The following is a 12,594-nucleotide window of genomic DNA, read 5'->3' as shown; positions in this document are numbered from 1 at the left end:
GGCGTCCGCTGGAAATGTGTCAGGGACGTGTTCGAACAGGCAGGATGTGCACAGTTTTCATGTTTCGCTTGTCGGGGAATAGTCTGCCGGCCTCTGGGTGGGGAACCAGGAAACACGAAGCGGGGCTCGCGTGACGCGGCCCGCGCGGGTGCGGCCCACGCGCACCCGGCGACCCAGGGTCACCACCCTCCCGCAACTGATGGCAACCGCGGTCGAGGCGAATCCGACCGGCACCGCGGTTGTCTTCGCCGACGCGGTCGACTCACGCGGACACCTGACCTATGCGGAGCTGGATGAACGGTCCACGCGGTTGGCGCGTCTGCTGATCGATCGTGGGGTGGGTCCGGAGGATTTGGTCGCGGTGGGTGTGCCGCGGTCGATCGAGTCGGTGGTGGCGGTGTGGGCGGTGGCCAAGACCGGTGCGGGGTTCGTTCCGGTCGACCCGAACTATCCGGCCGATCGCGTCGAGCACATGGTGAAGGACTCCGGCGCCGTGCTCGGGCTCGCCGTCGCGCGCGTCGTGGCGGACTTGCCCACCGAGATCGAATGGCTGGTCATCGATTCGGACACCTGCGCCCGGCAACTGGAGCACTACCCGACCGAACCGGTCACCTACGCGGATCGGCTGCGGCAGCTGCGCGCCGAGCATCCCGCCTATGTCATCTACACCTCCGGGTCGACGGGCATGCCGAAGGGTGTGGTGGTCACTCAGGCGGGGTTGGCGAGTTTCTGCGCTGAGCAGCGTGATCGGTATCGGGTGACGAGTGCGTCGCGGACGTTGCATTTCGCTTCGCCGTCGTTCGACGCCTCGGTGCTGGAGTTGTTGCTGGCGTTGGGCGGCGCGGCCACCATGGTCGTGGTCAAGCCGACGGTCTACGGCGGCGACGAGCTGGCGGCTCTGTTGCGCCGGGAAGCCGTCACCCACGCGTTCATCACCCCGGCCGCGCTCGCTTCGGTGGACCCCGAGGGTCTGGACGAGTTGCGCGTGGTGGTGGCCGGTGGGGAGGCGTGCCCGCCGGAATTGGTGCGGCGCTGGGTTCGTCCCATCGCCGACGGCCGGCGCGAGTTCTACAACGGGTACGGCCCGACCGAGACCACGATCATGACCAATATCAGCGCGCCGTTGGTGCCGAGGGAGCCGGTGACGATCGGGGCGCCGATCCAGGCGACCACCGAGTACGTGCTGGACGAGCGTTTGGTGCCGGTACCGATCGGCGTGGTCGGTGAGTTGTACATCGGCGGACCGCAACTGGCTCGCGGCTACCAGCTGCGTCCCGGCCTCACGGCCGTGCGTTTCGTACCGAATCCGTTCGACCCGAACCACTCTCGGCTCTATCGCACCGGTGACTTGGTGCGGTGGACGCCGAATGGTGAGTTGGAGTATCTGGGTCGCAACGATTTCCAGGTGAAGATTCGTGGTTTCCGGATCGAGCTGGGTGAGATCGATGCGGTGCTGGCCGCGCACGAGACGGTCGATTTCGCGGTCACCGTCGGCCACCAGCTCGACAGCGGCGCCACCATTCTCGCGTCCTATGTGCATGCGGCCGGCGGTCGCTCGATCGACACCGACGAGCTGATCGCGCATGCCGAGCGCAGCCTGCCGGTGCACATGGTGCCGACCTCGCTCACCGTGCTGGAGGAGATCCCGCTGACCCCGGTGGGCAAGCTGGATCGCCGTGCCCTGCCCGCGCCGCGGTTGCAGGTCAAGGAGTTCCGTGCCCCGTCGGGTCCGTTCGAGCAGTTGGTCGCGGGCGTTTTCGGCGACCTGCTCAGCGCGGGCGACGAGATCGGCGCGGACGACGATTTCTTCGAGCTGGGTGGCAATTCGCTGATCGCGACGCAGGTCGCGGCCCGGCTCGGAGCGTCGATCGGCGCGCGGGTGCCCGCGCGGACCGTGTTCGAAGCGCCGACGGTCGCGTTGCTGGCCGCCCGGCTGGCCGAATTCGACACCGGCGCGGCTCGTCCCGCGTTGGTGGCGCTGCAGCGTCCGGAGCGGGTGCCGTTGTCGTTGGCGCAGCGGCGGATGTGGTTTTTGAATCAGTTCGATACTGGTTCGGCGGCGAACAATATTCCGTTCGCGGTGCGGTTGTCGGGTGTGTTGGATGTGGCGGCGTTGCAGGCGGCGGTCGCGGATGTGGTGGAGCGTCATGAGACGTTGCGGACGGTGTATCCGGCGGTGGACGGGACCGGGTACCAGGTCGTCCTGCCTACCGTCCAGGCGATCCCGGATCTGACGCCGCACAGCCTGGCCGCCGGCGAGCTCCCGGACTGGCTGCGTATCTTCGCCTCCGCCGGTTTCGACGTCGCGGCCGAGGTGCCGCTGCGGCTTTCGCTCGCGCAGATCGGCTCCGACGACTACGTCCTCGCCGTCGTCGTGCATCACATCGCGGCCGACGGCACGTCGATAGCCCCGCTGGTGCGCGACCTGATGACCGCCTATGTAGCCCGTAGCGCGGGCACCGCGCCCGGTTGGGAGCCGCTTCCGGTGCAGTACGCGGACTACACGCTGTGGCAGCATGCCGTGCTCGGCGACGAGAACGACTCGCGCTCCGTGGCCGCGACACAGATCGCATTCTGGCGTGAGGCCCTCGCGGGCATTCCCGATCGGCTCGATCTTCCGACGGATCGGCCGCGTCCGGCCACGGCCTCCGGGCGCGGCGGCGTCTTCACCTTCAGCATCGACGCGACGACCCGCGCCCGGCTCGACGACCTCGCGCACGCCCGTGGCGCTTCGCTGTTCATGGTGGTGCACACTGCCTTCGCGGCGTTGCTCGCCCGGTTGTCCGGCTCCACCGACATCACCATCGGCACGCCGGTGGCAGGCCGCGGCGAAGCGGAACTCGATGATCTGGTCGGCATGTTCGTCAACACGCTGGTGCTGCGGACCGTGGTCGATCCGGCGGCCTCGTTCACCCAACTGCTGGAGGCGACCAAGGAACGCGACCTCGCGGCCTTCTCGCATGCCGAGTTGCCGTTCGAGCGCTTGGTCGAGGTGCTGGACCCGGTGCGCTCGCAGGCGCATCATCCGCTGTTCCAGGTGGCGCTGTTCTTCCAGAACATGGATCAGGCGCAGCTCGAGCTGCCGGGCCTGTCGGTCGCCGCGGTGGAATTCGACGGCGCGGTGGCCAAATTCGACCTCCAGCTGACCATGACGCCGCAGGAGGGCCCGGACGCGGGCCTGGCAGGCATGTTCACCTATGCCACCGATCTGTTCGACGAGCGATCGGTGGCCGAGTTCGCGGCGCGCCTGAGCCGGTTGCTGCGCGCGATCGCCGCCGACCCCGATCGCGCGCTGGGCGGAATCGACCTGCTCAACGTGGTCGAGCGGGATCGCATCCTGCACGAGTGGAACGACACCCGCTACCCGGTCCGTCCCGAGTTGCTGCTGGACGGTTACCGCCGTGCCGTCGAGGCGCACCCGGAACGGGTCGCGCTGGTTCACGAGGGTGTCGAGCTGTCGTATCGGGCGTTCGATGCGCGGGTGAATCGTTTGGCGCGGTTGTTGATTTCGCAGGGTGTGGGTGCGGAGTCGTTGGTGGGTTTGGCGGTTCGGCGGTCGTTGGATCTTGTGGTGGGGATGTATGCGATCGTGGCGGCGGGTGGGGCGTATGTGCCGTTGGATCCGGATCATCCGGCCGAACGCATAGCGCACATCCTGGACACAGCTCGTCCCCTCTGCGTCGTGACGACCAGCGCGGACGCGACGGCTCTGCCCGGCGAGGTCCCGACCCTGGCCCTGGACACGCTGGAACTCGACGGGTTCGACGACGCCCCGGTGCGTGCCGAGGAGTTGGTGCGCCCGGTGCTGCCGGACCATCCGGCGTACGTGATCTTCACGTCGGGATCGACCGGCAGGCCGAAGGGCGTCGCGGTGTCCCACGCCGCGATCAACAACCAGATCGCGTGGATGCTCGCGGAGTACCCGCTGGGCCCGGACGACGTGTATTTGCAGAAGACGGCGACGACGTTCGATGTCTCGCTGTGGGGATACTTCATGCCGTTGCGGGCGGGGGCGAAACTGGTCGTCGCCACGCACGACGGCCATCGCGACCCTGCTTACGTCGCGGAGACCATTGCCGCGCAGGGCGTGACGGTAACGGATTTCGTGCCGTCCATGCTGACGGTCTTCGCCGCGCACACCGCACCCGGAAGCTGCCCGACGCTCGAGCACGTCTTCGTGATCGGCGAGGCGTTGCCGCCGGAGACCGTTGACGCTGTGCAGGCGGTGTCCGATGCCGCTGTGCACAACCTGTACGGCCCGACCGAGGCGGCCGTGTCGGTGACCTACTGGCCCGCGGCGGCGGGCGAGCGCACGGTGCCGATCGGCCTGCCGCAGTGGAACACTCGGGTCTACGTGCTCGATTCGTGGTTGCGGCCCGTCCCGGTGGGCGTTCCCGGGGAACTGTATCTCGCGGGTGATCAGCTGGCGCGCGGTTATGTGCGTCGTCCCGATCTCACCGCGGACCGATTCGTGGCCAATCCGTTCGCGACCGGCGAGCGGATGTACCGGACCGGCGACCTCGTCGTGTGGCGTAAAGACGCGGATGACGCGGTGCTCGACTATCTCGGCCGGACCGACTTCCAGGTGAAGTTCCGCGGTCAGCGGATCGAGCTGGGTGAGATCGAGACGGCGCTGCTGGCTCAACCGTCCGTGAGCCAGGCCGTGGCTCTCGTCGCGCCGTCCGCGCTGGGCGACCAGCTCGTCGCCTACGTCGTCCCCACACCGGGCGACCGGATCGACCCGGTGGCATTGCGGTCCGCCGCGATCGGCGACACCTTGCCCGCGTACATGGTTCCGGCCGCGATCGTCGCGCTGGATGAGTTCCCGTTGAACTCCAGTGGCAAGCTGGATCGTAAGGCGCTGCCGGAGCCCACCTTCGAGACCAAGCAATTCCGTGCGCCCGTGACCGCGATCGAGGAGATCGTGGCCGGGGTCTTCGGCGAAGTACTCGAATTGGGGCGAGTCGGCGCGGACGACGATTTCTTCGCGCTCGGCGGAAACTCGCTGGTCGCCACCCAGGTCGTGGCGCGGGTCGGTGCGGCGGTCGGTGCGCGGGTACCGGTGCGGACACTGTTCGAGTCGCCGACCGTCGCGGCGTTGGCGGCGGCGATCGAGTCACGCACGCATGGTGAGCGCGGTGTGGAGTTGGGCAGCATCGCCCGACCCGACCAGTTGCCGTTGTCGCTGGCGCAGCGGCGGATGTGGTTCCTCAACCGCTTCGACCAGACCGACGACGCGGGGGAGCAGATCGGTTCGGCGGCCTACAACCTGCCGTTCGCGTTGCGGTTGACCGGCGAGCTCGACGTGGCCGCGCTTGGGGCGGCGCTGCACGATGTCGTCGCGCGGCACGAGGTGCTGCGCACGGTGTATCCGGAGACTCCGGACGGTCCGGTGCAGGTGGTGTTGCCCGCCGCGCAGGTCTCGGTGGATCTGGATCCGCGGGTGCTGACCGAGTCCGATGTGGCGAGCAGCGTGTACGCGTTGGCGGCGACGCCGTTCGACGTGACGACCGAGGTCCCGCTGCGGGCCGTGCTCCTTCAGGTCGATGGAGCGCCCGAGACGTATGTGCTCGCGGTGGTGGTGCATCACATCGCGGCGGACGCGTCGTCGATGCGGCCGCTGGTGCGCGATGTGATGATCGCCTACGCGGCCCGTACCTCGGGCGACGCTCCGGGATGGTCGCCGCTGCGGGTGCAGTATGCGGATTACGCGTTGTGGCAGCGTGCGGTACTGGGGGAGGAGTCCGATCCGGAATCGCTCGCCGCACGGCAGATCGCGTTCTGGCGCGCCGAGCTGGCCGACCTGCCCGACCTGCTGGAATTGCCGACCGACCGGCCGCGCCCCGCGGTGGCGTCGCTAGCGGGTGCGCGCGTGGACATCGAGATCGATGCGGCGACTCACGCGGGTCTCGTGGACTTGGCGCGTGCGCACGGCGCGACGCTGTTCATGGTCGTGCACACGGCTTTCGCGGTTTTGCTCGCTCGCTTGTCCGGCACTGCGGATATCGCCATCGGAACGCCGGTCGCGGGTCGTGGTGAGCGTGAGCTCGACGATCTGATCGGCATGTTCGTCAACACTTTGGTGTTCCGGACGCGATTCGAGCCGGATGAGTCGTTCGTCGGCCTGCTGGGTAAGCAGCGTGAGTCGGATCTCGCGGCGTTCGCGCATGCGGATGTGCCGTTCGAGCGGTTGGTGGAGGTGTTGAATCCGCCGCGGTCGACGGCGCGTCATCCGTTGTTCCAGGTGGGGTTGTCGTTTCAGAATGTCGGGCGTGCGGTGTTGGAGTTGCCGGGTTTGTCGGTGGCTGGTGTGGATGCGGATTTGGATGTGTCGCAGTTCGATCTGCATTTGATTGTTGGTGATGGGTATGAGGAGTCGGGTGCGGCTGCGGGTATTGGTGGGTTTTTGACGTATGCGACGGATTTGTTCGATCGGGCGACGGTGGAGGGTTTCGCGGCGCGGTTCTCGCGGATCCTCGCGGCTGTGGTCGCGGATGCGAACGTCGCGGTCGGCGATATCGAATTGCTCGCCGCTGCGGAGCGGCACGATGTGCTGGAGCGCTGGAACGCCACCGATCAGCGCGTCGACGAGAACGCGACATTGGTCTCGCTGCTCGACGCCAGCGTCGCGGCCGGCCCGCGCTCTACGGCGCTTGTCGCCGAAGCGATCGACGGCGACCGGGTCGAGCTGAGCTATGCCGAACTCGATGTCCGGGTGAATCGTCTTGCGCGGCATTTGGTTTCGTTGGGTGTGGGTCCGGAGTCGCGGGTGGCGTTGGCGTTGCGTCGTTCGGTGGATTTGGTTGTGGCGATGTATGCGGTGGCGAAGTCCGGTGGTGTGTATGTGCCGGTGGATCCGGATCAGGCTGCCGAGCGTACGAGTTACATTCTGGAGACGGCGGCTCCGGTGTGTGTGTTGTCGAATGCGGAGGCGGAGTTCGAGACCGATGTCGCGCCGGTGGTGCGGATCGATGAGCTGGATTTGTCCGAGGTGGACGCTTCCACGGTGAGGGATGCTGATCGGGTGGGGTCGTTGCGTCCGGAGAACACGGCGTATGTGATCTTCACCTCCGGTTCGACGGGTCGTCCGAAGGGTGTGGCTGTTTCGCATGGTGCGATCGCGAACCAGTTGCAGTGGAAGAACGTCGAATTCGGCCTGGACGCCGCTGATGCGATCCTGCTGAAGACGGCGGCGACGTTCGACTTGTCGGTGTGGGAGTTCTGGTCGGCGGCGGTGTGTGGTGGCCGTTTGGTGATCGCTTCACCGGATGGTCATCGGGATCCGGCGTATTTGAACGAGTTGATGGCGCGTGAGTGGGTGACCACGTTGCATGTGGTGCCGTCGATGCTGGATGCGTTGCTGAGCGCTGGTTTGCCGGATTCGTTGTGGCGGGTGTTGGCGATCGGTGAGGCGTTGCCGGGTTCGGTGGCGCAGCGGTTCCTGCGGGAGAACCCGCGTACTGAGTTGTTCAACTTGTATGGTCCGACCGAGGCGGCGGTGTCGATCACCAGCCACCGGGTCACCCGCGCCGACGAGACGTCGGTGTCGATCGGTGCGCCGGAGTGGAACAGCCAGGTGTACGTCCTCGACGGCCGCTTGCGGCCGGTGCCGGACGGTGTTTCCGGTGAGCTGTATTTGGCGGGTGCGCAGTTGGCGCGCGGGTATTTCGGTCGCGCGGATCTGTCGGCGGATCGGTTTGTGGCGAATCCGTTCCAGGCTGGAGCGCGGATGTATCGCACGGGTGATCTGGTCGCCTGGAACGGTAGTGGTGAGCTCGAGTATCGGGGTCGTACGGATTTCCAGGTGAAGATTCGTGGTTTCCGTATCGAGTTGGGTGAGATCGAAGCCGCACTGTTGGCGCTGCCTGCAATCGCGCAGGCGGTGGTGATCGCGAAGTCGGATCCGAAGACCGGTGACCGTTTGGTGGCCTATCTCGTGCCGAGCGATGCCGATGCCGATGCCGATGGCGGTGCCGGTGTGGATGTGGCGCGGGTGAGGTCGGAACTGTCGGCGGGTTTGCCGTCGTACATGGTGCCGTCGGTGTTCGTGGTTTTGGATGCTTTGCCGTTGAATGTGAACGGCAAGTTGGATCGTAAGGCGTTGCCGGAGCCGGAGTTCGAGGTTCAAGCGTTCCGTGCGGCCTCGACGCCGATCGAGGAGATCGTGGCGCGGGTGTTCGCCGAGGTGCTGGGTGTCGAGCGTGTCGGTGCGGATGATGATTTCTTCGCTTTGGGTGGTAACTCGTTGTTGGCGACGCAGGTCGCGGCGCGTATCGGCGCGGCGCTGGATGCGCGTGTTCCGGTGCGGGTGCTGTTCGAGGCTTCGACTGTGGCTGGATTGGCGGCGAAGGTCGAGCAGCACGCGGGTGCTGGTGGCCGTCGCGAGCTGGTCGCGGGCCCGCGTCCGGAGCGGATTCCGTTGTCGCTGGCCCAGCAGCGCATGTGGTTCCTCAACCAATTCGATCCGGCGTCGTCGGTCTACAACATCCCGGCCGCCATCCGCCTCACCGGCGACCTGGACGTCGCCGCGCTGCAACAGGCGGTCGCCGACTTGGTGGCGCGGCACGAGATCCTGCGCACCATCTACCCGCAGACGCCGGACGGCCCGATACAGCGAGTGCTCACGACGGACGAGGTATCGATCGGCCTCGCACCCACCCGAGTCGACGCGGCCGACCTGGTCGCGGCGGTGACTGCGGTTGTCACCGCGGGATTCGAGGTCACCACCGAGGTCCCGTTCCGGGTCGCACTGTTCGAGGTCGCGTCCGCGAGCGCCGAGGACCCCACCGAGCATGTGCTGGCGTTCGTCGCCCACCACATCAGCTCCGACGGCTGGTCGCTCGGACCGCTCACCCGGGATCTGGTCATGGCCTACGAAGCGCGTAGCAGAGGTGTGGCCCCGGCCATGGCCCCGCTGCCGGTCCAGTACGCCGATTACAGCCTCTGGCAGCGTGAGGTCCTCGGTTCCGAGACCGATCCGAAGAGCCTGATCTCGCAGCAGGCCGAGTACTGGCGCGACACGCTCGCCGCTCTGCCGGAGGAACTGCCGCTGCCGACCGATCGGCCCCGTCCCGCGCAGGCTTCCTATCGCGGAGCCACCTACGCCTTCGACATCGACGCCCAGCTGCACGCCGCGCTCGAACGCACCGCCCAGCAACATAATTCGACACTGTTCATGGTGGTGCACGCCGCGCTCGCGGTGCTGCTGGCCCGGCTGTCGGGCACCTCGGACATCGCCATCGGCACTCCGGTGGCGGGCCGGGGCGAGGCCGAGCTCGACCACCTGATCGGCATGTTCGTCAACACCCTGGTGCTGCGCACCGAGGTCGAGCCGGGTACGCCGTTCGACGCGTTGCTCGCCGAGGTGCGCAGCACCGATGTCGCGGCGTTCGGCCACGCCGACCTGCCTTTCGAGCGGCTGGTCGAATTGCTCGACCCGGTCCGCTCGGCGGCGCGGCATCCGCTGTTCCAGGTGATGCTGGTGCTGCAGAACCTCGCGCAGGCTTCGCTGGAGCTGCCCGGCCTCACGGTGTCCGGGATCGATCCGCAGGTGTCGCCCGCGAAGTTCGACCTGCAGATCACCCTCGCCGAGCAGCCCGGCGCACAGGGCCTTTCGGTGGTGATCGGCTACGCGACCGACCTGTTCGACGAATCGACCGTGCGCGACTTCGCGAGCCGGTTCCGCCGTGTCCTCGCGGCCGTCACGGACGACGCCACCACTGTGGTTGGCGACATCGATGTCCTCGCGCCCGGGGAGCGCGATCAAGTCCTCAGCGCATGGAATGAGCCGGGGGCCTGGGTTCCCGGAGCGACATTGCCGGATGTGATCGCCCAGCAGGCGTGGTCACACCCGGATGCGGTCGCGATCCGTTTCGGGGACACCATCTTGACCTTTGGTGAGTTGCAGCGGCGGGCGAATCGGGTGGCGCGGGCGTTGATCGCCCGTGGTGCGGGTCCGGAGTCGGTGGTGGCGGTGGCGGTGGCGCGTACCGAGGAATTGCCGGTGGCTTTGCTGGGTGTGCTGACCGCGGGGGCGGCGTATCTGCCGATCGATACCACCTATCCGGTGCAACGGTTGGAGTTCATGCTCGAGGACGCCGCACCGGTATGCATCCTGACCACCACGCAGGAACAGCAAGCGCTGCCGGCGGGTGATCTGCCTGTGGTGTTGCTCGGGGAGGCGGAATCCTTCTCCGATGCGCCGGTGGGTGATGGCCAGCGACGGGCGCGGTTGCGTCCGGACAACTTGGCGTATGTCATCTACACCTCCGGTTCCACCGGTGTGCCCAAGGGTGTCGGGGTGGCGCATCGCAATGTGGTGGAGTTGTTCGCCAATACCCAGCCGTTGTTCGGGTTCGGTCGCGAGGATGTGTGGACGTTGTTCCATTCGTTCGCGTTCGATTTCTCGGTGTGGGAGTTGTGGTGCGCGTTGGCGCACGGCGGCACGGTGGTGGTGGTCGACTATCTGACCTCGCGGTCGCCGGAGCAGTTGCGTGAGTTGCTGATCCGGGAACGGGTCACCGTGCTCAATCAGACCCCCTCGGCGTTCTATCAGCTGGTGGAGGCCGATCGGGCGGCGGATGCGGGTGAGCTGGCGTTGCGGTATGTGGTGTTCGGTGGTGAGGCGCTGGATCTGCGTAAGCTGGGCCGTTGGTATGAGCGCCACGGTGGCGGGACCCGGCTGGTGAACATGTACGGCATCACCGAGACCACGGTGCATGTGTCGTTCCTGGCGTTGGATCAGCGGATGACCGGCAGCGCGGCCAGTGTGATCGGACGCGCGATTGCGGGTCTGGATGCGTTCGTGCTGGATTCGCGGCTGCGTCCGGCACCGGTCGGTGTGCCCGGGGAGATCCACGTCGTCGGCGCTCAGCTCTCGCGTGGCTATCTGGGCAGGCCGGGGTTGACCGCGACACGGTTCGTGGCCGATCCGTTCGGTGCGCCGGGTTCGCGGATGTATCGCAGCGGCGATATCGGCCGATGGCGCGTGGACGCCGACACCGCGGCTCTCGAGTACGCCGGGCGTGGTGATCAGCAGGTGCAGTTGCGGGGGTTCCGCATCGAGCTGGGCGAGATCGAGGCGGCGCTGCTGCGGTGCGAGGGCATCGGGCAGGCGGTCGCGTCGGTCCGCTCCGACGACCAGTCCGGACAGCGGCTGATCGGATACGTGGTGGCCGACACCGGCGCGCAGGTCGACCCGGTGCGGATCCGCGCGGAAGTGGCTGGGTTCTTGACCGGCTACATGGTGCCGGATGCTGTGGTGGTGCTGGACGCGCTGCCGCTGACCCCGAACGGGAAACTGGACCGTAAAGCGCTGCCTGCCCCGGAGTTCGTCAGCGGGGTCGCCTACCGCGCGCCGCGCACCGCCACCGAACACGCCATCGCCGAGGCGTTCGCCGACCTGCTCGGCGCCGACCGGGTCGGGCTCGACGACGACTTCTTCGCGTTGGGCGGCAACTCGCTGCTCGCGGCACAGGTCGTCGGACGGCTCCGGGACGCCACCGGAGCGACGGTGCGCGTGCAATGGTTCTTCACCGACGCCACCGTCTCGGGCCTGGCCGCGCGCATGGATGCGGGCGACGCCGATGCCAACGCGGCGTTGGAGGTGCTGCTGCCGATCCGTGCGAGCGGTTCGGCGGCCCCGCTGTTCTGCCTGCATCCGATGTACGGCTTGGCCTGGTCGTATGCGGGCCTGGCCCAGTTCCTGCCCGCGGAGCAGCCGATCTTCGGTCTGCAATCGCCCGCGCTGTCGGAGGACGGCGAGCTGCCCGGATCGCTGGACGAGCTGGCCGAGCGCTACCTGTCGGAGATCAGGGCGGTGCAACCGCACGGCCCGTACCGGTTGCTCGGGTGGTCGCTCGGCGGTGTGCTCGCCCACACCATCGCCACCAAGTTGCAGGACGCGGGCGAGCAGGTGGGGTTGCTGGCCATGATGGACAGCCATCCGAACCCGGACATCGTCGGGTTCCGCGCCGCGGTGCGCGGCGCCTTGGCCGAACTCGGCCTCGGTACGGCGGCTGCCGACGCCGATGATGTCTACGAACTCGACGACGAGGCGTTGGCCACACTGCACGCCATGATCCCGGCGGATCTGGTGGCCGTGACGCCACAGCGACTGCGCCGGATCTATCGCAGCGCGGTCCGGTCGGCGGAGCTGATCGCGGCGCACCGGCCGGGAGTATTCCGCGGCACCGTGCAGTACTTCAGCGCGGCCGTCGCCGACCCCGCCGACAAGTTGCGCGCCGCCGCGGCGGACTGGTGGCCATACGTCCACGGCATGGTCGTCGACCGGCCGGTCGAGGTCACGCATGCTCGAATGGCCGCACCGGAAGCGTTGGCGGTGATCGGCCCGCAGCTGGCCGCCCTGCTCGACGTCCGCCGTTGATCGTTCCGGCCGACGCCGTGGCCCGAATCGCGCGTCGGCAGGGAATAATCATCTCCGGCACTCGTCACGCGCGTCCGTTCCGCGGCCCGGTAGTCCACCGGTCGTGGCCGACGGCGCTCGGCGTGCGCCGACGGTTAGGTAACGATCGGCATGCGCGCGTTCGATGATCATGATGCGGGGGGGCATGGTGACGTGCGTGTGGCGACGAC

At 67.6% G+C, this 12,594-nt stretch carries 1 protein-coding gene; it reads left to right on the top strand.

The features are described from left to right. Positions 1-199 precede the first annotated feature (199 nt). The gene (locus tag K8O92_04490; protein ID UAK33254.1) at positions 200-12,385 is read left to right on the top strand and encodes an amino acid adenylation domain-containing protein; all 12,186 of its coding nucleotides are present in this window, start codon (positions 200-202) and stop codon (positions 12,383-12,385) included. Positions 12,386-12,594: the final 209 nt, after the last annotated feature.

Source organism: Nocardia asteroides, assembly GCA_019930625.1.
Classification (GTDB): domain Bacteria; phylum Actinomycetota; class Actinomycetes; order Mycobacteriales; family Mycobacteriaceae; genus Nocardia; species Nocardia sputi.
This window is presented reverse-complemented; position numbering and strand designations above follow the sequence as displayed.